Here is a 21,461-nt window from a genome sequence, read left to right as displayed (position 1 = left end):
TATAATTCACCTAACTTTCCATTTACATCAAATTTTTAACAGAATTCATTTTTCACTAGTATTCATGATCCATTAATTGCATGGATCGTTTTTTTAACGTATTAGAAGCTATAGGAGATAAATATATGGTATCTTTTGTAATCACAATGGATTTATAAATAGAACCTTTTATATTAGAAATCAATTTCTTCTGTTTTTCCATAAATTCTAGTGAAATAGGGGAAGCCTCTACCGTTTGTTTATCTAAAATAGTAATGATATCTGTGCTTCTTATAAGAATATTTTCACCAATATGAACGTACATTCTCTCACCTCAGAAGGAATTTAATGGCCCATCTTAATCGTCCCCGAATCCACTTGAAACGTTGTTGCTTCCTTTAATGTTTGATGATCTATACCGTCTATATTGGTAGTTGTCACAAATGTTTGCACTTTTCCTTGAATCGTATGGAGAAGGTGAGATTGGCGGTAATCATCTAGCTCTGAAAGAACATCATCCAGAAGAAGAATGGGGTATTCTCTAATTTCCGAATGTATCAATTCGATTTCAGCCATTTTGATGGATAGCGCTGTAGTTCTTTGTTGTCCCTGAGACCCAAATGTTTGAACATCTTTTCCATTCACATAGAACAGCACATCATCTCGATGAGGGCCAAACATCGTCACACCTCTATCTATTTCCCTTTTTTTCAATGCTTGGAATTTATCTTCGAATATACTTTTCATTTTCGACAATTCCTGTTCTTCTGATACATCTACAGATGGCTTATAGCGAATATCAAGAGTTTCTAAACCTCTCGATATTCCTTGGTGAATGGGAATTGCCCAACTTTGTAATAAACGGAGAAATTCAAATCGTTTTGCCACAATTTTAACGGCTAGCTCAATAAATTGTTCCGTCAATATTTCAAGCATCGTTTCATCTTTATTTTTACTCAATTGCATTTGTTTAAGAAAACTATTACGCTGATGTAATATCTTTTGATACTGTCCCATATCATGTAAATAGATAGGTGAAATCTGTCCAATCTCCATATCAATAAATCTTCTTCTAACTTGAGGGCTTCCTTTTACTAGATTTAAATCTTCTGGAGCAAACATCACTACATTCATATTCCCTATATACTGACTTAATTTCCGCTGCTCAATATGATTATATCTAGCCTTTTTACCTTTTTTGGACACAACTAACTGCATGGGTACTTTCCCATGTGTTTTCACTAATGTACCCTCTATTTTAGCATAATCTGTATCCCATTTAATAAGATCTTTATCGTTAGAAGTACGATGTGATTTAGCCATTGCTAAAACATAGATAGATTCCATCACATTGGTTTTTCCTTGAGCATTTTCTCCAAGGATGACATTCACCTTATTTTCAAATGAGATTTCTAACTCCTCATAATTTCGGTAATTTCTCAAAAGTAACTTATCAATATACATCCCTGAGTTCACCCTTTTTATAAAACCGTGTATGTGCCAAATGAAGGAATCGTTATGGAATCACCGCTTCTTAACTTACGTCCTCTACGCTGATCTTGCTCACCATTTATGAACACCTCATGTTCACTTAAAAACCATTTAGCCATTCCACCTGATTGTATTATTTCTGCCACTTTCAGAAATTGACCTAAGGTAATATACTCCGTCTTAATCTTAATTTGATTATCCATTTCTTCACTCTTTCAAGTTTAATCGTATCTTTCTATTTTACTAAATAATTTGTAGAAGCACAAAGAAAAGTGAAATATTTCTACTTTCTCCAAAGGAAATCCATAAAAAACTGCGAAATCTAATCCTTTTTTTATAAACCTCCTTGTATTTTTATTCAAACACCCTAGGTGAAAAAGAAAAGGTGTTCTTTAATCAGAACACCTTTTCCACTTTCTAATAAGTTCTTACTGGTAAAATTAATTGTAAGGTGGAATCATCATTCGTAGGATGAAGAACAAAAGGTCTCATTGCTCCTGTAAAACTAATTTTAACTTCCGATCCTTCCAACACTTTCAATGCATCCATCATATATTTAGCACTAAAAGATATTTTCAGTTCCTCTCCAACGATTGATTCACTCACTAATTCCTCAACTACTTTTCCTATTTCAGGAGTAAAAGAGGATAATTCCACTACATTTTCTCCAACAGTAGAAAACTTAACTACATTGTTTCTGCCTTCACGAGCTAATAAAGAAGCACGATCAATGGATTGAAGAAACTCTTTCGAATTCACAACAATATCTGTTTTGCTTTCATTTGGAATCAGTCTGTTAGTATCAGGGTAGTTTCCCTCTAATAATCTAGAGAAGAAAAGAATATGCTTTGTTTTAAATAATATTTGATTTTGAGTTACCACTATTTCTACATATTCATCATGATCATCTAAAATTCTATTTAATTCATTTAAACTTTTTCCTGGAATAACAATATTAAAGGACTGTTCTAATGTCGTTTCTAACTTAGCTTTTCTTAGTGCTAGTCGATGACTATCTGTTGCAATACAGATTAAATCATCATTTTCCACCTTCCAGTTTACACCTGTCAACACAGGGCGTGTTTCTGAGGTGGACACTGCAAATACTGTTTGTTTAATAAGATTCTTCAGTAAGTCTGCTGGAATCTTAAATAAGTTCTGTTCAGATAACTCAGGTAAATGAGGATATTCTTCAGAATCTAGTCCATTTAGATTGAATTCTGATTTTCCAGAGCGAATAACCGTTTGTAAATTGTCTACTTCTATTTCTACTTGGCTTGTAGGTAGTTTTTTTACGATTTCACTAAAAAACTTAGCTTGTAAAACAATAGATCCCGGTTTTTTTATTTCCACTATTTCCAGATCATTTTCTTCTTTAGGAATAAAAGATTCAATAGATATATCTGAATCAGATCCTGTTAATGTTACGCCTTCTTCACTAGCTACTATTTTTATTCCAGTTAAAATAGGGATTGTTGTTCTACTAGTAATAGCTTTCATAACATCTTGAACGCTTTGAACAAGATGCTCTTTTTGGATGATGAATTTCATGACTAATCCTCCGTAAAAAAGTTTTAATTGATAGGTTCTAAATGCTTATTATTAATAATATATTTCTTTTAAAAAATAGTAGTATAAGTAGTAGGTCCTGTTAGTATGTGGATAAGTGAGTTTTAATAAGGAAACACAGTCTATCCACATGTGGATAGACTGTGTTTAAGTATATAAAAGTTATACACATAATTCAACTATAGTTGTATATAAGATAATTGGCTATACCTTTAACAATTCATTGATTTCTTTGAGTTGCTTTTGTAAGTTGGAATCACTAACAAGCAGCTTAGATATTTTCTCATGTGCATGTATAACAGTAGTATGGTCTCTTCCACCAAATTCTTCTCCTATTTTAGGTAAGGAAAAGTCTGTTAATTCTCGAGACAAATACATAGCAATTTGTCTAGGAAAAGCAATAGATTTCGTTCGTTTTTTGGCTTTAAAGTCTTCTAACTTTATGCTAAATAGTTCTCCGACTACTTTTTGTATATCATGAATAGTAATAACTTTTGGTTTAGAGCTTGGAACAATATCTTTAAGTGCCTCAGCTGCTAAATCAGCATTGATATCTTTATTGATTAAGGATGAATAGGCTACTACTCGAATAAGTGCTCCTTCTAATTCACGAATATTTGAATCAATTTGATTAGCGATATAAAGCATCACTTCGTTAGGAATATCTAATCCATCTGCTTTCGCTTTTTTTCTTAAAATAGCAATTCTCGTTTCTAGATCAGGAGGAGTAATGTCTGTAATTAATCCCCATTCAAAACGAGAACGTAAACGGTCTTCTAAAGTTGGAATTTCCTTAGGTGGTCGATCACTGGATATAATAATTTGCTTGCTTTCTTCATGAAGAGTATTAAAAGTATGGAAAAATTCTTCTTGTGTCGATTCTTTTCCAGCGAGGAATTGAATATCATCTATTAGAAGAACATCTACATTTCTATACTTATCTCTGAATTCCGCACCCTTATTATCACGAATGCTATTGATAAATTCATTCGTAAATTTCTCAGATGATAAATAAACCACCTTTGCTGTAGGGTTATGGTCTAGAACATAGTGCCCAATTGCATGCATTAAGTGGGTTTTTCCAAGTCCAACTCCTCCATAAATAAATAGAGGGTTATATGCTTTTGCTGGAGCTTCTGCAACTGCAAGTGATGCTGCATGAGCAAATCGGTTTCCAGAACCTATTACGAAAGTATCAAATGTATATTTTGAATTTAAAATGGTTTGTTCTACTACTTCATCATCTTTAATTTTTTTATTTTTCGCAGAAATCTGTTGATCAAACTCTTCCTCTTTTTGATTTTGAGGGATGATGAATTTCACCATAAGTTCCTCACCAGTGATTTCATAAAGAATTCCTGAAATAAGTTGGGAATATCTTTCTTCTAACCAATCACGAGCAAATTCATTTGGTGCTGTAATAATTAATAGATCTCCTTGTAATGAATGAGCTTTTGTTGCTTTAAGCCAAGTATCATAACTAGGCTTACTAATTTTTTCCTCAATATTACGAAGAGCATTGTTCCAGAGATCGGTAATGTTTTTCAATTAGCTTCGCCTCCTTTACCAAAGATTTTTTTAGGTTAAATAATTCTTTTTAACGTGCAGAATAAAAAGATGTCCATGCCCAAAATAGTGGGGGTATAGACATTTTTTGCACTTTATTTCGACATAAATGTTAAATGAAATTTTTATTTTTTCTAATCGATATTATTGTGCCTAAACCTAAATTGAAGATACGTATATCAAAATAGGTAGAAATAAAATACGTTATCTAAAAATAGATGTGGAAAAATATATAATAAGGAAGATAAGTGGTATTTCGACAGTATCCACTAATTGTGGACAACTCTGTCCAGATAGTTAGAATAAGATGTCCACAGTTTATCCACAGTCTGTGGATATTGAAGTTATGCACATAATTTATTCAAATGTGAAAACAAAACTATAATATCAAAAAACAGCAATAACTGCAATGCTTTTTAATATCTTATCCACAAGCTAATTAACTTGTTAGTAAAAAATGTCCACAGGGTTTTAGTTTGTTGAAAAGTTGTCAGTAACAGTTGTGGATAGAATATTTACGTCGAAATTTATCCACAATCGTCGAAAAAATGGTAAAATGTTATGATAAAAGTAAGTTATTATAAGGAATTAGGGGTATAATAAACGGACGAGGATAAAGTTTAGAGGAGCGATTATTTTTTATTTAGAAGAAGATCTAAGAAAAAAGGATACTAACTACTAGATAGATTTTAAAAAGAAAATTAAATGATAGTTGACAATTAATTACCTATGTTTATATAATTGTAAGGACTGTCTGTAACAGCTATTCCTCAGGGAGGTGTCATATACAATGAAAAGAACTTTTCAACCAAATAAACGTAAAAGAAGTAAAGTTCACGGATTCCGTAGCCGTATGAGTAGTGCAAATGGACGTAACGTCTTAGCACGTCGTCGACGCAAAGGAAGAAAAGTATTATCAGCTTAGGCCACTGAAACGTCAGTGGTCTTTTTTCAATTATAGAAAAAAAGATTAAAAAACTTAAAAAGGTGCTTGAATGAAGAATGCCAATTTTAGTTTTGGTCAATAAATAGTAGTGGTAATTCACTACTTGCATGGAAAGAAACTAGTGGCTAACTTTTATTCATTAAATAATTCCCCTTCTCTCTATTATGAAAATAGGACTAATTTCTTCAGGTTATTATATTGGTTTAAAGCTATTTCCTGTGATTAATGAAAAGTCAGCCAATAACTTGAGGGATCTGAAGGAGTAAAAAATTTGAGAAAAGAATTTAGAATAAAAAAGAACAAAGAATTTCAGCTAGTTTTTAAAAAAGGACAATCTTTTGCTAATCGGCAGTTTGTTATTTATAAGCTAGCAAAAAAAGAGCAATCGCATTTTCGAATAGGTTTATCTGTTAGCAAGAAGATTGGAAATGCAGTAATGAGAAATCAAGTGAAACGATATATTAGACAGGCATTTCTAGAATTAGAAGGTCAATTAGAGCATACATTTGATTATGTTATTATTGCTAGAAAACCGGTTTCAGATATGGAATTTGAAGAGTTAAAGAAGAGTTTAGAACATATATTAAAGATTGCTAAGGTACTATCAAGAAAGAATTAATAGGAAAATATGTTTAAGCGTTTCCTAACATCAGAATATCAGTTACAATAATAGAAAGAGATTCTTTTAATATAAAATCTTGTATCACAGGAGGATTTGCAGCTTGAAAAAGAAATTATTATTGGTAGTCGGTCTCATTTTTTTGATGACTATTCTAGCTGGCTGTTCAGAATTCAATCAGCCAATCACCTCTAAGAGTGAAGGTTTTTGGAATGAATGGATTGTTTACCCATTATCACAATTAATTATTAAAACAGCAGAGTTTGCAAGCGGTAGCTATGGTATATCTATTATCATTGTTACAATACTAGTTCGCCTAGTTATTCTGCCACTTATGATTAAACAAACGAAAAATGCGAAAGCAATGCAAGCTATTCAGCCAAAAATGAAAGAGTTGCAACAAAAATATAGTTCTAAAGATCAAAAGACTCAACAAAAGCTTCAAGAAGAAACAATGAAGCTATTCCAAGAGAATAAAGTAAATCCATTAGCAGGTTGTTTTCCATTAATTGTACAAATGCCAATCCTAATCGGATTCTACCATGCTATTTCTAGAACAAGAGAAATCGCTTCTCATGATTTCTTATGGTTTAGTTTAGGTGAAGCTGATCCTTATTATTTACTACCGATTATTGCAGGTATTACGACATTTATTCAAACCAAGATGACAATGGCAGGTACTCCTGCAAATCCACAAATGCAAATGATGGTTTGGATTATGCCAATTATGATTCTTGTATTTGCCATTAACTTCCCAGCTGCATTATCTCTTTATTGGGTAGTTGGTAATATTTTCACTATTATCCAAACATACTTTATTAAAGGACCTGAAATTAAACAGGCAGCTCAAACAAGTAAGGCAGGAGGAGCGAAAAAGTGAAAGAAGTTACTGCCGTAGGACAAAATGTCGATGCAGCAGTGGAGTCAGCTTTAGCTCAGTTAAAAACAACAAGAAATCAAGTTGAAATCATTGTTGTTGATGAAGGAAAAAAAGGTTTTTTGGGATTTGGTGCTCGTTTTGCAAAAGTAATAGTAAAGAGAAAAATAGATCCAGTAGAATTTGTTAAACACTTTCTAGTAGATGTTTGTGAAAAAATGGGGATTCAAGTTCACATAGAAATTCAGACCAATGGTAGAAATATTCTATATGAGCTGTCTGGAGACAAAATAGCACTCTTAATAGGAAAACGTGGTCAGACCCTTAACTCCCTTCAATATTTAGCACAATTAGTGATTAACAAGGAAGCAAGAGAATACTATAACATTACCTTAGATGCAGAAGGTTATCGGGAGCGAAGAAAGCAAGCTCTTATACAGCTTGCTGAAAGAATTGCTCATAAAGTAGTAAAACTAGGAAAAGAAATACCACTAGAACCGATGCCATCGAATGAGAGAAAAACGATTCATTCTGCGTTGGTTCGTTTTAAAGGCGTTAGAACATATTCGTCAGGCGAGGACGTTAAGCGTCATATTATTATCGCACCATTCATTCAAAAAGGTAAAATAATAAAGGAAAGACAATAAAACGGAATGAAGCTCTAGTTTAGCTAGATGCTTCATTCCGTTTTTTTTACCGATTTTTATTACGGTCATTTCAATTAAGGGCAGTCTCAGACTCTTTTTTGACAAGAAATAATTTTTTTCTTTGTTAAGATAATATATTTCTTTTTCGTTTTATTGTTATTCACATGTGGATAAGATAAAATAAAAGGAAATAGACAAGTATGTTGTGGATAATTGCGCGGATTTTTTTCTTTTTTTAAACTTGTGGATATGTTAATCTAATCTATTGTAGTCATGTCAAAGATGCTTACGAAAGTTATATATAGATATTTGGAAGAAACTCGAGGTGAATAGAATGGATTTAGATACGATTGCCGCAATATCGACTCCAATGGGTGAGGGAGCGATAGCAATTGTTCGTATGAGTGGGCCAGATTCAGTTCAAATTGCAGATAAACTGTTTAAAAGCATAAATCAAAAAAAATTGAGTGAAGTAGCAACTCATACGATTCACTATGGTCATATAGTTGATCCAGCAACACAAGAAGTGGTAGAAGAAGTAATGATTTCAGTGATGAGAGGGCCAAGAACATTTACAAAAGAAGATGTTATTGAAATCAATTGTCATGGAGGCATTGCTTCAGTAAATCGTTTATTACAACTAACAATCATCCATGGTGCAAGAATTGCTGAACCAGGAGAGTTTACAAAAAGAGCTTTCCTTAATGGAAGAATAGATCTCTCTCAAGCAGAGGGAGTAATGGACTTAATAAGAGCCAAGACAGATCGTGCAATGAATGTGGCTTTAGGTCAAATGGAAGGTAGATTGTCTAAATTAGTTAGACATTTGCGCCAAGAAATATTAGAAACATTAGCACAAGTAGAGGTTAACATTGATTATCCTGAATACGATGATGTAGAAGAAATGACACAGAGCTTAATGCTGGAGAAATCTATCTATATTCGTGATGAAATAAATAAATTATTGCAGACATCTCAGCAAGGAAAGATTTTGCGAGAAGGTTTAGCAACAGTAATAGTAGGAAGACCAAATGTAGGGAAGTCTTCTCTTTTAAATAGTCTAGTACAAGAGAATAAAGCTATTGTTACAGATATTGCTGGAACTACTAGAGATGTTATTGAAGAATATGTAAATGTGAGAGGAGTTCCGCTTCGTTTATTAGACACAGCAGGAATTCGAGAAACAGAAGATATAGTTGAACAAATCGGTGTGGAAAAATCTCGAAAAGTATTAAAAGAAGCAGATTTAATATTATTAGTATTAAACTCCGCAGAAGAATTAACGATAGAGGATAGAAACATATTTAAAGCAGCAGAGGGTATGGACTTTATAGTCATTGTTAATAAAACAGATTTGCCACAACAAATTGATTTAGAGCAAGTAAAGCAATTGGCAGGAAATCGAAAAATTATCACTACATCATTATTAGAGGATAAAGGCATTGATCTTCTAGAAGAGGCTATCGCTTCCTTATTTTTCGAAGGAACAATTGAGTCTAGTGATATGACATATGTTTCTAACTCAAGACATATCTCTTTATTACATCAAGCTTTAGGCTCTATAAGTGAAGCTATTGAGGGTGCAGAAAATGGTACGCCAATTGACATAGTTCAAATTGATTTAACAAGAACATGGGAACTACTTGGTGAAATTATTGGTGATAGTGTTCATGAAAGTTTAATTGACCAGTTATTTTCACAGTTCTGTTTAGGAAAATAAGAAAGTACGGAATTTAGGATAAAAGGAGGCATCATGATGCATTATGAAGCGGGAAAATTTGACGTTATCGTTATTGGGGCAGGACATGCTGGCTGTGAAGCGGGACTTGCAGCAGCTCGCGTTGGCGCAAAAACGTTAATGCTAACCATAAATTTAGATATGGTTGCTTTTATGCCATGTAATCCGTCTGTCGGTGGACCAGCAAAAGGAATAGTTGTAAGGGAAATCGACGCTCTAGGCGGAGAAATGGGAAAGAATATTGATAAAACATATATTCAAATGAGGATGTTGAATACAGGAAAAGGCCCTGCAGTTCGTGCCCTTAGAGCACAGGCTGATAAATATTTATATCAACACGAAATGAAAAAGACGTTAGAAAATGAATCTAATTTAACTTTAATACAAGGAATGGTAGAAGAATTAATTGTAGAGGACCAAGTGGTAAAAGGTGTTGTCACAAAAACAGGTGCAATATACCGTGCTAATACTGTGGTTATTACAACAGGCACATACCTACGTGGAGAAATTATTTTAGGGGAACTAAAATATTCAAGCGGTCCTAATAATCAGCAGCCATCTGTCCGATTATCAGAACATTTACAAGAACTAGGTTTTGATTTAGTACGTTTTAAAACGGGTACACCACCACGGGTAAACAGTCATTCAATTGATTACAGTAAAACAGAAATTCAACCAGGTGATGATGTCCCAAGATCCTTTTCTTATGAAACAACGAATTATATTACAGAACAGCTACCATGTTGGTTAACATATACAAATGAATCTACTCACCAAATTATTGATGCAAATCTACACCGTTCCCCTATGTATTCAGGAATGATTAAAGGGACAGGTCCAAGGTACTGCCCATCTATCGAGGATAAGGTAGTGCGTTTCAATGATAAGCCAAGACATCAAATCTTCCTTGAACCAGAAGGGAAAAACACGCAAGAAGTTTATGTACAAGGCCTATCTACTAGCTTGCCAGAAGATGTCCAACAAGAAATCTTACGAACAATTCCTGGTTTAGAAAATGTGCAGATGATGAGAGCTGGATATGCCATTGAGTATGATTCAATTGTGCCAACTCAACTATGGCCAACACTAGAAACAAAGAAAATTAAGAACCTATACACAGCAGGTCAAATTAATGGTACTTCTGGATATGAGGAAGCAGCAGGTCAAGGGTTGATGGCTGGTATGAATGCTGGTTTAAATGCAATCGGCAAAGAAGAAGTTATTTTAAGTCGTTCAGATGCTTATATTGGTGTTCTAATAGACGATTTAGTAACAAAAGGAACAAACGAGCCTTATCGACTATTAACATCAAGAGCCGAATACCGTTTGCTACTTCGTCACGATAATGCTGATTTACGCCTAACAGATATTGGTTATGAAATTGGACTAATAACAGAAGAGCGTTATGCTAGCTTCTCTGAGAAAAAACGATTAATTGAGGAAGAAAAGCAACGATTAAAAGAAGTGTTACTCAAACCTAATGAACAAGTTCAATCTACTATTAGAGAACAAGGTGGTAGTGAGTTAAAAGATGGAATAAAAGCAGCAGATCTTTTAAGAAGACCAGAAATGAACTACCAGCATATCTCTCTGCTGACTCCAAGTGAAGCAGCTTTAACAGATGATATTAAAGAGCAAGTAGAAATTCAAATCAAGTATGAAGGTTATATTGAAAAGTCTTTACAACAGGTAGAAAGACTTAAGAAAATGGAAAATAAAAAAATACCGGAAAACATTGATTATGATGCTATTTCCAGTTTAGCAACAGAAGCCAAGCAAAAGCTGAAAGATGTACGTCCACTTTCTATTGCACAAGCTTCTAGAATTTCAGGTGTTAATCCAGCAGATATTTCTATTTTGCTAGTATATTTAGAACAAGGCAAGGTTGCTCGAGTATAACCACTGTAGAAAGGGTACTTCTATGAATACGGAACTATTTATCAACATGCTTTTAGAAAAGGGAATCACCTTATCAGAGAAGCAGCTGAAACAATTTGAACAATATTATGAAACATTAGTCAGCTGGAATGAAAAGATGAATCTGACAGCTATAACTGATGAACCAGATGTTTATCTAAAGCATTTTTATGACTCTATTACAGCGGGCTTTTATTTTGAGGGGTTCCGCACCAATGCGCGTTTATGTGATGTTGGTGCAGGTGCTGGGTTTCCTAGCATCCCTCTGAAAATTGTTTTTCCAGAATTACAAGTTACTATTGTAGATTCTTTAAAAAAGAGAATCGGATTTTTAGAACATTTAGCTAGTGTTTTAGAATTAGAACATGTTCAATTTATCCATGATCGAGCAGAAACTTTTGGCCAAAATCCAAATTTTAGAGAGTCATTTGATATAGTAACAGCTAGAGCGGTAGCTAGATTATCTGTTTTAAGCGAGTTATGCTTACCTCTTGTTAAAGTAGGAGGATCCTTTGTAGCTATGAAAGCAGCGAGTGCAAAGGAAGAAACAGAAGCAGGGAAGAAGGCTGTTTCCTTATTAGGAGGAAAAATAACAGCTACTCATTCTTTCATGTTACCTATAGAAGAAAGTGAAAGAAATATACTTGTTATTTCTAAAGAAAAAGGAACACCAAAGAAATATCCAAGAAAAGCAGGAACACCTAATAAAGAACCTATTGAATGATAAAAATAGTAGAGGCAGTCTTATAGCAAAGGCTTCCTCTATAAAAAAAGAATATTCCTTCATCTAGAAGCTTTAAATAGTGGGATATCGTGCAAACTGTGTAAAGTGATAGTTGAAGTTTATTATATATTGCAAGACTTGTAGGGATTGTTACGTGTTTTCAGAGAATTATAAATAGGGAGTTTCGTAAAGGTGGTGCAGGGTGATGAAGCCTTCTTTCTCACGCTTTTTTGGCCTAGGCGAAAAGGGAGATCAAGTAAATAATAATCCATTAGAAGCAAATAGTGCTCAAGAGGAGATTGAGATGATGGGTCATAATGAAGAGGTAAAAAGAATCCCAATCAATCAGATTGTTCCTAACCGTTTTCAGCCAAGAACCGTGTTTGACAATGAAAAAATTGAAGAATTAGCTCGAACCATTCATACACATGGTATTATTCAACCAATAGTAGTAAGAGAGTTTGAGCAAAGTAAATATGAAATCATTGCCGGTGAACGTAGATGGAGAGCAATGAAGTTTTTAGGCTGGGATGAAGCACCAGCTATTATTAAGAATATGAATGATACCGAAACAGCTTCTGTGGCCCTAATTGAAAATCTTCAGCGAGAGGAGCTTTCTCCGATTGAAGAGGCTGTTGCTTATGGGAAGTTATTAGAATTACATAATCTCACTCAAGAGGCACTTGCACAAAGATTAGGAAAAGGTCAGTCCACTGTTGCCAACAAGCTAAGATTGCTGAAATTACCAGAAGAGATTCAAGATGCTTTATTAAGTAAACAAATTTCTGAACGTCATGCTCGCTCTATGATTCCACTTAAGGAAAAAGAAAAGCAAGTATATTTATTACAAGAAATAATTGAGAAAAGCTTAAATGTGAAGCAAACAGAAGAAAGAGTTGTAAAAATGCTTGAACAATCTAAGCAAAAGCCAAAACCAAAAAGAAAGGCTTTTAGTAAGGATATGCGTATAGCTGTAAATACGATTCGCCAGTCACTGACAATGGTTTCTGATAGTGGTATCAATTTAAATGCAGAAGAAGAAGAGTTCGAAGATTTTTATCAATTTACTATTAAAATACCAAAAAAGAAATAGCTATATTATAAATATAAATCAATAGTCAAAAGAGTAATTAGGATCTCCTTTTTACTCTTTTGTACTATAGTAACCTCTAGATGTAAATCCTCTTTCCATTATCTCCTGAAAATTACCCTAATTTCATCTTCTTCTCCTTTTATATTCCAATTTAAGTCACATAAAAAAGAAAAAAGACGATATTTGCAAGTTTTCGTGATAAAATATAAACGAGATTATATGTATGTTAATTTTTATACATTTGTAATCAATTTTGTGTAGTTAAAGTAATGTTTTTTCTTTATAGTAAACATATAAGCTATTAATTTTCGAATCTATTCTATAATGATAAGCCATCGCTAATAAAATCTATTAGTATGTATGGAATTAAAGGTAGGTGACATCATGGGTAAAATTATTACTGTTGCTAACCAAAAAGGTGGAGTGGGAAAAACAACTACCTCAGTCAATCTTGGCTCTTGTTTAGCATATATAGGAAAACGCGTACTACTAGTAGATATTGATCCACAAGGAAATGCTACTAGCGGTGTAGGTATTGAAAAAGCAGACGTTGATCACTGTATCTATGATGTTTTGGTTGATGATGTGGAAGCAAGTAAAGTGATTAAACAAACAAATGTAGAAAACTTAGAAGTGATACCAGCAACCATACAATTGGCTGGGGCAGAAATAGAACTAGTTTCCACTATTTCGAGGGAAGTAAGGCTGAAAAGAGCATTAGATGAAGTAAAAGGAAACTACGATTATGTATTAATAGATTGTCCTCCTTCCTTGGGCTTATTAACGATTAACGCCTTAACAGCATCAGATGCAGTCCTTATTCCCGTTCAGTGCGAATATTATGCCTTAGAAGGTTTAAGTCAGCTTCTTAACACTGTTCGCCTTGTCCAAAAACATCTAAATCATGAACTAGCAATAGAAGGTGTTCTTCTAACTATGCTAGATGCAAGAACCAACTTAGGTTTACAAGTAATAGAAGAAGTAAAAAAATATTTCCAAGACAAAGTTTATAAAACAATTATCCCAAGAAATATACGATTATCAGAAGCTCCAAGTCATGGAGAACCGATTATCATATATGATCCAAAATCACGTGGTGCAGAAGTTTATTTAGACCTAGCAAAGGAAGTGGTGACTAGTGGCTAAGGGACTAGGAAAAGGTCTAGATGCTTTCTTTCCAAAAATGGAAGCAGATAAGGGAGAAGTTATTCAAGAAGTAGCTATTAACGAGTTAAGACCTAACCCATATCAACCAAGGAAGGTCTTTAATGAAGAAGCTATTGAAGAATTGAAAAATTCTATTATAGAGCACGGAATCCTTCAGCCAATCATTGTTCGAAAAAGCATCAAAGGATATGAGATTGTTGTTGGTGAGCGTAGATTTCGGGCAGCTAAAGCAGCAAATCTAAAGGTTATACCTGCCGTTATTCGTGAGTTAAGCGAACAACAGATGATGGAGTTAGCTGTACTTGAGAATCTCCAAAGAGAAGATTTATCTCCAATAGAAGAAGGTCTAGCTTATCAAACATTAATGAAAAAACTAAAATTCACACAAGAAGAGCTAGCTAACCGACTAGGAAAAAGTAGACCTCATATTGCTAATATTGTGCGATTACTCTCCTTACCTAAGGCAGTACAAAATTATATTAATGATGGAAAAATTTCAATGGGACATGGACGAGCACTGCTTGGTTTGAAAAATAAAGACAAGTTACCTGTACTTGTTGATAAAATTTTAAAAGAATCATTAAATGTTAGGCAGCTGGAGCATTTAATACAGCAATTAAACGAAAATGTTTCACGTGAAACAAATATAGAAAAAAAAGAAACAAAAAATGTTTATATAAGAGAACAGGAATCTTATTTACGAGAAAGATTTGGGACTACTGTACACATTAAACAGAATAAGAATAAGGGGAAAATCGAAATCGAATTTTTCTCAAATGATGATTTGAATCGTATTCTTCAGCTCTTTGAATTAGAAAATGAGCTATAATAAAATAGGAAGACTTCTACCAACTAGTAGGAGTCTTCCTTTCTTTTTAAACTGGTCTTTCTTTTATTGCCAATTCCTCAAATTCATTTCTATGAATATAACGGAGGCTTGCTTGATAGATTCCTTTAGAAATAATTTTCGCCATATTTAAGACCAAACTTAATCTAGTATTTTGTAATACTAAAAACTCCATAAACCCACTAATATTAACTATCCCTGTAATATGAATATTTCCTACAGGTGGAAGCTCTTTTTTTACTCCACTACCTGGCTTAACAGGACCATCTCCAATCTGAATAACACCAACACTTTTCATTCTTCCAAGACAAGCATCGATGCCTATTATATAAGGATTCATATGTTTAAGATGAATTTCTTTTAATTTTTCTTCTAAGTTAAGAGCATGGATAGGATCATCTAATGTTCCATATACATGAAATGGAGCGACACTCTTTTCACTTAATAAGGTGCCAATTAAAGGGCCAAGTGAATCCCCTGTAGATCTATCTGTTCCAATACAGATAAAAACAATGGGCTGTGTGGAGTGGTTTTTAGGTAAATACTTGGATAAATTTTCAGCAATTTTATAAGATGCAAGTTGCTCATCATAGGCTATTCTAACAGGTAGCTCTTTTTTATCGAAAATACTAGAATAAAGGTTCATGGAATCTACTCCTTTTACAATTTAGATGAGGATGAAGAACTTACATTGAATATAAAATTCATTAATTTTATAGCTTTATTGTTTCAAAGGTGTTTATTTTAGAACGAGCAGTACTAATAGTATTTAGTATATGGAAAAAAGCTGATTTCTATACATTTCAATGCTAAATACAGGAAGAAAGAGTGAGTAAAAAATAGGAAATACGAAGATTCGAAAGGAATAAAGTCCTACTTATCCATGTATAGGAAATAGCTATTCAAAATGACCAATATACTGATAAAATAAAGATATCCATTCTGCTAAAGATTAAAAGAATAATGGCATACTAAATATGAGACAAGCTAGTCTTTATAAACTAATTTGCTATCATTCTATTTATCGAAATATAAACAGAGGTGAGTAAATGGAAGAATTGATTCAGTATGTGAGTAATGAGAGTTTATGGAGTAATATTGGCCGTGGTGCCCTTAAGATTCTTCTTATTTGGCTAATTAGTATCATAGTTATCCGAATATCTAAAGTAGCTGTTAATAATATTTTAAAAATAAAAACACATGCTTCGTTAAGAATTTCAGAAAGGCGAGAAGCTACTTTAGTGAAGCTAATCGAAAATACTGTTTCCTATGTAGTCTATTTCATAGCATTTATGATGATATTATCTGTTATGAATATTGATGTTAAAGGCTTATTAGCAGGAGCTGGGATTGTAGGGTTAGCTGTAGGCTTTGGAGCTCAAAGTCTTGTTAAAGATATTATTACGGGATTTTTTATTATTTTGGAGGATCAATTTTCTGTAGGGGATGTTGTTCAAATCGGTCCATTCCAAGGAGTAGTTGAAGAAATAGGATTGAGAACAACAAAAGTAAAAAGCTATACGGGGGAAGTTAATATCATTCCCAATGGAAGTATTATTGAAGTAACAAACTTTTCTATTCATAATAGTAGAGCAATAGTAGATATAAGTATTGCTTATCAGGATGATATTAGTAACGCAGAAGAAGTAATACAGGCGTTAATAGAAAAGTTACCATTAAAGTATGAACAACTAGTAGGTAAACCCGAGTTATTAGGTGTGCAAAATATACAAGCATCAGAGGTAATTCTAAGAGTAGTGGCGGAAACATTACCAATGGAACATCATGGAATAGCTAGAATACTACGTAAAGAGATAAAAGATGTTTTGGATGAAAATGGAATTAAGAGCCCTCTACCAAAGATGGTTATGTATTCTGCACCAGAACAAGCTTAAAAGGAGGATATATGGAAGCGAAAGAATTCAATATAAATGATATAGTAGAAATGAAAAAAGCCCATCCATGTGGAGCAAATCGTTGGAAAATCATTCGTCTTGGTATGGATATTCGTATAAAATGCGAGGGATGCGGTCACAGTGTTCTCATCCCGAGAAAAGAATTTTCAAGAAAGATGAAGAAGGTTTTAGTAAAGCATGAAGAATAAAAGGATAAAAAAAGATATTTCATAGAAGACAGCTAGAACAAAATCTTCTATGAGATATCTTTTTTACTATGTTCTAAATTCTAGTACTACTTGTCTTTTTTGCTTGTTAAATCTATAATTGGTAAAGGTCTATAAGAATTACTTCTTCCTATTGTTCGTTTATTTAGGGAGTTTATATATGAAAAGGGAGTGGCATAATGGCGTTAACTGCTGGAATCGTTGGTTTACCTAATGTTGGTAAATCTACATTATTTAATGCAATTACACAAGCTGGTGCAGAGTCAGCAAACTATCCGTTCTGTACGATTGATCCTAATGTTGGGATAGTAGAAGTACCTGATCACCGTTTAAATAAACTAACAGAACTAGTACAACCAAAGAAAACAGTACCAACTACATTTGAGTTTACAGACATTGCTGGAATCGTAAAAGGAGCAAGTAAAGGAGAAGGACTTGGTAATAAGTTCTTATCTCATATCCGTCAAGTAGATGCAATTTGTCAAGTTGTTCGTTGCTTTGCAGATGATAATATCACACATGTTTCTGGAAAAGTAGATCCTATATCTGATATTGAGACAATTAACTTAGAGTTAATTTTAGCAGATTTAGAATCGGTAGAGAAAAGAATTGCACGTGTAGGCAAGCTTGCCAAACAAAAAGATAAAGAAGCAGTTGCAGAATTAGAAGTGTTAGAGCTACTAAAAGAAGGATTTGAAGAAGAAAAATCTGCAAGAGCTGTTGACTTTACAGAAGAGCAATTAAAAATTGCAAAAGGGTTACATTTATTAACAATTAAGCCTGTATTATATGTAGCTAATGTGGGTGAAGATGAAGTAGCTGACGCAGAAAATAACGAGTATGTGAAACTTGTTCAAGATTTTGCTTCTAAAGAGAACGCAGAAGTAATTGTTATTTGTGCAAAAATTGAAGAGGAAATTGCTGAGCTTGAAGGGGAAGAAAAAGAAATGTTCCTACAAGAGCTTGGAATTGAAGAATCAGGTTTAGATCAGCTAATTCGCGCTGCATATCATCTTTTAGGCTTAGCAACATACTTTACTGCAGGTGTTCAAGAAGTTCGTGCATGGACATTTAAGCAAGGAATGAAGGCTCCACAATGTGCAGGAATCATTCACTCTGATTTTGAGAGAGGATTTATTCGCGCAGAAACAGTTTCTTATGATGATTTAATGACAAGCGGAAACATGGTAGCTGCCAAAGAAGCTGGTAAAGTACGTTTAGAAGGCAAAGAATACATTGTAAAAGATGGAGATATTATTCATTTCCGCTTTAACGTTTAATTGATAGCCAATGTCTTGTAAAGCATAATCCCTTTTAGGGAAGGCTTTACAAGACATTTTTTTAGTTGAAAAGGAATAGGATAATTTACTAATAACACTAGGTATAAAATGTATCAACATAATTTAAATTTAATTTAACATTTCCTTAAAATTTCCCTTACTAAAGAGATGCTACCATTATATCTAGAAGCCAACCTTTATGCTGAAGGGAGAAAATGCCGTTGAAAGTTGCTATTTTTACAGATACGTATTATCCTCAAGTAAATGGTGTAGCACAAACTCTTAAAAGGCTGATAGGTCACTTAGAAGACAAGCAAATATCATACCAACTATACTCTCCAGAAAATGACGATCATTCTACTACATACCCTAATTTACAACAATTTCGTAGCCTTCCAACTTTTTTATACCCTGAATGTAGAACTGTTATTACAAATCCAAAAAAAATTGAAGTTAGTCTTAAGCAGTTTCAACCAGATATTATCCATCTTGCTACCCCTTATATGATGGGACTTTATGGTCTATTTGCAGCTAAAAAACTGAATATCCCTGTTGTATCATCTTACCATACTAATTTTGATCAATATCTTAAGTACTATCATGCTTCCTTATTAGCTCCTTTTTTATGGAAATACTTAAAATGGTTCCACCAATCTACAGAAAAAATCTTTGTCCCAAGCATGGATACTAAAAGAAAGCTACAAACAAGAGGCTTTTATTCACTCGAGCTTTGGGGAAGAGGCATAAACTGTGACATATTTCAGCCATATCCTAATGAAAAACAAGCATTAAAACAACAATATAAGATAAAAGAGGAATATATTCTTTTATATGTTGGACGATTAGCACCAGAGAAGGATTTAGTGACATTGAACAATGTTATAGAGCAATTACCAGATCATATAAGTGACTCTGTTCACTGGTTGATTGTGGGAGATGGACCTAATAAAGAAATGTGGGAAGCCAAGGCAGCAGAACAGGAAAATATAACTGTTACTGGTTATATAAAGGGTGAAGATTTGGCTAAAATATATGCAGGAGCTGATCTTTTTATCTTTCCATCTTTCACAGAAACCTTTGGAAATGTAGTGTTAGAATCACTAGCTTGTGGTACACCTGCAGTAGTATCTAATGTAGGCGGTGTAACAGAGATTGTGGAGAATGGAAAAAATGGAATTATATGTGAAAAAGAGAATGTGGAACAGTTTACAAATGCTATTACAGAACTACTTTCAAATAGCGAGAGAAGAGAAAAAATGGGAATAAATGCAAGGGATTATGCATTAACACAGTCTTGGAATAGTATTTTTAACCAATTAGTGGATGATTATAAGGAAGTTATACTATCTAAAAATATAATAGATAAAAGATATGCATAAAAATTGAAGGGTATGTTTCATTGCTATTTTCAATTCTATATGCTATAATTTCATATTGTGAGTAATGTATAGTTGCTCCTTGCCCATAATGGGCCGTTTAGACCAAAAGGAGGTGAAAGTGATGAAAAAGTACGAAGTTATGTACATCATCCGTCCAAATATTGAAGATGAGGCTAAAAAAGCTCTAGTTGAGCGTTTTAACGGCATCCTTACTGATAATGGTGCGGAATTAGCAGAAGCTAAAGAATGGGGTAAACGCCGTCTTGCTTACGAAATCAATGATTTCCGTGATGGTTACTACCAATTAGTTAAAATGACAGCTCCAGCTGCAGCAGTTGAAGAGTTCACTCGTTTAGCTAAAATCAGCGAAGATATCATTCGCCACATTATCGTTAAAGACGAAGCAAAATAATAATTTAAATATTGTTTCACGTGAAACATTAAAAAATAGAAGGGAGTTGAAACTGATATGATGAATCGGGTAGTTCTTGTTGGCCGTTTAACAAAGGATCCAGAGTTACGCTATACACCAAGCGGAGTTGCTGTGGCATCTTTTACTCTAGCTGTTAACCGTACTTTTACGAATCAGCAAGGGGAAAGAGAAACTGACTTCATTAATTGTGTAGTTTGGAGAAAACCAGCTGAGAACGTTGCTAATTTCTTGAAAAAAGGGAGTTTAGCAGGTGTTGATGGTCGAATTCAATCGCGTAGTTATGATGGACAAGACGGAAAACGTGTCTATGTGACAGAAGTATTAGCGGAAAGTGTTCAGTTCTTAGAACCAAGAAACAGTTCTGCTAATAGAAATGACAACATGAATTTTAATGCTCCGAGAGATCAGGATAATCCATTCGGTGGATCTAGCAATTATCAGAATCAGCGACCTCAAAATAACAGAAATAACCAGGATTATACGAAAATGGATGAAGATCCGTTTGCAAATAGCGGTCAAATTGATATTTCAGACGACGATCTTCCATTCTAAGATAGACTTGGTAATTAAAAAAGGAGGTTAATCTCATGGCAATGGGTGGACGCAGAGGTGGCCGTGCTAAACGCCGTAAAGTTTGTTTCTTTACTGCTAACGGTATCACTAACATCGATTATAAAGATGTAGATTTACTTAAAAAATTCATATCAGAACGTGGTAAAATTTTACCTCGTCGTGTAACTGGTACAAGCGCTAAATACCAACGTAAATTAACGATTGCTATTAAACGTTCTCGTACTATGGCATTACTACCATACGTAAGTGGTGAGTAATTAGTACAAAACCCCTATTAGACTCTGTTCTAATAGGGGTTTTTATTATCATTTATGATATCTGTTTCCTGTAATTAGGAATTAAGTTAAATGTTGAAAAGAGTAAAATAGAAGCTTTGTAATATTTTTTGTATAATTATTGTTTATATATTTTAATTAATTGGTATGGGGTATAATAATAGAAGGTAACACTTATACATAGTATTTAATAAAGAGAAACATACTATATTCCATTAT

General features: G+C 33.6%; 23 protein-coding genes. 17 read left to right on the top strand and 6 right to left on the bottom strand.

The annotated features are described in order from the left end of the window. Positions 1–55: 55 nt before the first annotated feature. The 5 genes from remB to dnaA form a co-directional block, all read right to left on the bottom strand. Positions 56–304 (bottom strand): extracellular matrix regulator RemB, encoded by a 249-nt coding sequence (gene remB, locus F9279_RS21075; protein WP_152116163.1) that lies wholly within the window; start codon positions 302–304, stop codon positions 56–58. Between the two features lie 20 nt (positions 305–324). Then, positions 325–1,443, bottom strand: coding sequence for a DNA replication/repair protein RecF (recF, locus tag F9279_RS21070; RefSeq protein ID WP_152116162.1), 1,119 nt, complete (start codon positions 1,441–1,443; stop codon positions 325–327). Positions 1,444–1,460: 17 nt separating this feature from the next. Beyond that, positions 1,461–1,673 (bottom strand): S4 domain-containing protein YaaA, encoded by a 213-nt coding sequence (gene yaaA / locus F9279_RS21065; protein WP_152116161.1) that lies wholly within the window; start codon positions 1,671–1,673, stop codon positions 1,461–1,463. 214 nt (positions 1,674–1,887) lie between these two features. Then, on the bottom strand, positions 1,888–3,021 hold the full coding sequence (dnaN, locus tag F9279_RS21060; protein WP_152116160.1) for a DNA polymerase III subunit beta: 1,134 nt from the start codon (positions 3,019–3,021) through the stop codon (positions 1,888–1,890). Positions 3,022–3,243: 222 nt separating this feature from the next. Further along, complete coding sequence (gene dnaA / locus F9279_RS21055; protein ID WP_152116159.1) at positions 3,244–4,587, bottom strand: chromosomal replication initiator protein DnaA; 1,344 nt, start codon at positions 4,585–4,587, stop codon at positions 3,244–3,246. A gap of 808 nt (positions 4,588–5,395) precedes the next feature. On the opposite strand from dnaA, the gene rpmH reads away from it, so the two are divergent. The 10 genes from rpmH (at position 5,396) to F9279_RS21005 (ending at position 15,162) form a co-directional block, all read left to right on the top strand. Continuing rightward, on the top strand, positions 5,396–5,530 hold the full coding sequence (gene rpmH / locus F9279_RS21050) for a 50S ribosomal protein L34 (protein ID WP_152116169.1): 135 nt from the start codon (positions 5,396–5,398) through the stop codon (positions 5,528–5,530). Between the two features lie 292 nt (positions 5,531–5,822). Continuing rightward, the gene (gene rnpA / locus F9279_RS21045) at positions 5,823–6,170 is read left to right on the top strand and encodes a ribonuclease P protein component (protein WP_152116158.1); all 348 of its coding nucleotides are present in this window, start codon (positions 5,823–5,825) and stop codon (positions 6,168–6,170) included. 103 nt (positions 6,171–6,273) lie between these two features. Beyond that, positions 6,274–7,050, top strand: a complete 777-nt coding sequence (gene spoIIIJ, locus F9279_RS21040; RefSeq protein WP_152116157.1) for a YidC family membrane integrase SpoIIIJ — start codon at positions 6,274–6,276, stop codon at positions 7,048–7,050. Beyond that, positions 7,047–7,694, top strand: coding sequence for an RNA-binding cell elongation regulator Jag/EloR (jag, locus tag F9279_RS21035; RefSeq protein ID WP_152116156.1), 648 nt, complete (start codon positions 7,047–7,049; stop codon positions 7,692–7,694). The genes spoIIIJ and jag overlap by 4 nt, the downstream gene beginning before the upstream one ends. A gap of 334 nt (positions 7,695–8,028) precedes the next feature. Further along, complete coding sequence (mnmE, locus tag F9279_RS21030; RefSeq protein ID WP_152116168.1) at positions 8,029–9,414, top strand: tRNA uridine-5-carboxymethylaminomethyl(34) synthesis GTPase MnmE; 1,386 nt, start codon at positions 8,029–8,031, stop codon at positions 9,412–9,414. Positions 9,415–9,450: 36 nt separating this feature from the next. Then, on the top strand, positions 9,451–11,331 hold the full coding sequence (gene mnmG, locus F9279_RS21025) for a tRNA uridine-5-carboxymethylaminomethyl(34) synthesis enzyme MnmG (protein WP_152116167.1): 1,881 nt from the start codon (positions 9,451–9,453) through the stop codon (positions 11,329–11,331). Positions 11,332–11,353: 22 nt separating this feature from the next. Then, positions 11,354–12,073, top strand: coding sequence for a 16S rRNA (guanine(527)-N(7))-methyltransferase RsmG (rsmG, locus tag F9279_RS21020; protein ID WP_152116155.1), 720 nt, complete (start codon positions 11,354–11,356; stop codon positions 12,071–12,073). A 205-nt stretch (positions 12,074–12,278) separates the two neighbouring features. Then, entirely contained in the window at positions 12,279–13,166 is an 888-nt protein-coding gene (noc, locus tag F9279_RS21015; protein WP_152116154.1) for a nucleoid occlusion protein, read from the top strand. Between the two features lie 384 nt (positions 13,167–13,550). Then, positions 13,551–14,312 carry a ParA family protein gene (locus F9279_RS21010; RefSeq protein WP_152116153.1) on the top strand — a complete coding sequence of 254 codons (762 nt, stop codon included), beginning with the start codon at positions 13,551–13,553 and terminating at the stop codon, positions 14,310–14,312. Then, a complete protein-coding gene (locus F9279_RS21005) occupies positions 14,305–15,162 on the top strand; it encodes a ParB/RepB/Spo0J family partition protein (protein ID WP_152116152.1) in 858 nt (285 codons plus the stop codon). The genes F9279_RS21010 and F9279_RS21005 overlap by 8 nt, the downstream gene beginning before the upstream one ends. Positions 15,163–15,208: 46 nt before the next feature. Here the strand turns inward: F9279_RS21005 and yyaC are convergent, their stop codons facing one another. Then, the gene (yyaC, locus tag F9279_RS21000; RefSeq protein ID WP_152116151.1) at positions 15,209–15,826 is read right to left on the bottom strand and encodes a spore protease YyaC; all 618 of its coding nucleotides are present in this window, start codon (positions 15,824–15,826) and stop codon (positions 15,209–15,211) included. Between the two features lie 403 nt (positions 15,827–16,229). Between yyaC and F9279_RS20995 the strand changes: the two genes are divergently transcribed. The 7 genes from F9279_RS20995 (at position 16,230) to rpsR (ending at position 21,224) form a co-directional block, all read left to right on the top strand. Then, a complete protein-coding gene (locus F9279_RS20995) occupies positions 16,230–17,075 on the top strand; it encodes a mechanosensitive ion channel family protein (RefSeq protein WP_152116150.1) in 846 nt (281 codons plus the stop codon). Positions 17,076–17,086: 11 nt separating this feature from the next. Then, positions 17,087–17,284, top strand: a complete 198-nt coding sequence (locus F9279_RS20990) for a DUF951 domain-containing protein (protein ID WP_152116149.1) — start codon at positions 17,087–17,089, stop codon at positions 17,282–17,284. 197 nt (positions 17,285–17,481) lie between these two features. Next, entirely contained in the window at positions 17,482–18,582 is a 1,101-nt protein-coding gene (gene ychF / locus F9279_RS20985) for a redox-regulated ATPase YchF (RefSeq protein WP_152116148.1), read from the top strand. A 215-nt stretch (positions 18,583–18,797) separates the two neighbouring features. Further along, positions 18,798–19,961, top strand: coding sequence for a glycosyltransferase family 1 protein (locus F9279_RS20980; protein WP_319020781.1), 1,164 nt, complete (start codon positions 18,798–18,800; stop codon positions 19,959–19,961). Between the two features lie 121 nt (positions 19,962–20,082). Beyond that, the gene (gene rpsF / locus F9279_RS20975; RefSeq protein WP_152116146.1) at positions 20,083–20,373 is read left to right on the top strand and encodes a 30S ribosomal protein S6; all 291 of its coding nucleotides are present in this window, start codon (positions 20,083–20,085) and stop codon (positions 20,371–20,373) included. Between the two features lie 57 nt (positions 20,374–20,430). Beyond that, the gene (gene ssb, locus F9279_RS20970; RefSeq protein ID WP_152116145.1) at positions 20,431–20,946 is read left to right on the top strand and encodes a single-stranded DNA-binding protein; all 516 of its coding nucleotides are present in this window, start codon (positions 20,431–20,433) and stop codon (positions 20,944–20,946) included. 41 nt (positions 20,947–20,987) lie between these two features. Beyond that, the gene (gene rpsR, locus F9279_RS20965) at positions 20,988–21,224 is read left to right on the top strand and encodes a 30S ribosomal protein S18 (protein ID WP_152116144.1); all 237 of its coding nucleotides are present in this window, start codon (positions 20,988–20,990) and stop codon (positions 21,222–21,224) included. Positions 21,225–21,461 lie beyond the last annotated feature (237 nt).

Source organism: Bacillus sp. B1-b2 (assembly GCF_009183415.1).
Taxonomy (GTDB): Bacteria; Bacillota; Bacilli; order Bacillales; family Cytobacillaceae; genus Niallia.
The sequence above is the reverse complement of the archived record's forward strand: the minus strand, read 5'-3'. Positions and strand labels throughout refer to the sequence as shown.